Below are 308 nucleotides of genomic sequence, written 5' to 3' on the forward strand. Positions count from 1 at the left end.
CTGAGATGCCCGACCGACGAGGTGCCGGGGATGAGCAGGATGTTGGGCGCGCGCTGCAACAGCCAGGCGAGCGCCACCTGCATGGGAGTCGCGCCGAGCTTTTGCGCGACGTCGGCAAGCGTGCTCGACTGCAGCGGCGTGAAACCGCCGAGCGGGAAGAACGGCACATAAGCGATGCCGTCGGCGGCAAGCTCGTCGATCAGCGCATCATCCTGGCGGTGCGCGATGTTGTATTGGTTCTGCACGCAGACGATGTCGACCATGCCGCGCCCCTGCGCGATCTGTTTGCGGGTGACGTTGCTCAGGCC

The 308-nt window shown here is 65.9% G+C and carries 1 protein-coding gene; it reads right to left on the bottom strand.

Annotated elements, in window-relative coordinates; genetic code table 11:
* Nucleotides 1-308 (bottom strand): aldo/keto reductase (locus tag EN862_RS35500; protein ID WP_193771647.1); only part of this gene is annotated, 308 nt, incomplete at both ends.

The organism is Mesorhizobium sp. M2E.F.Ca.ET.219.01.1.1 (assembly GCF_004016445.2).
Lineage (GTDB): Bacteria > Pseudomonadota > Alphaproteobacteria > Rhizobiales > Rhizobiaceae > Mesorhizobium.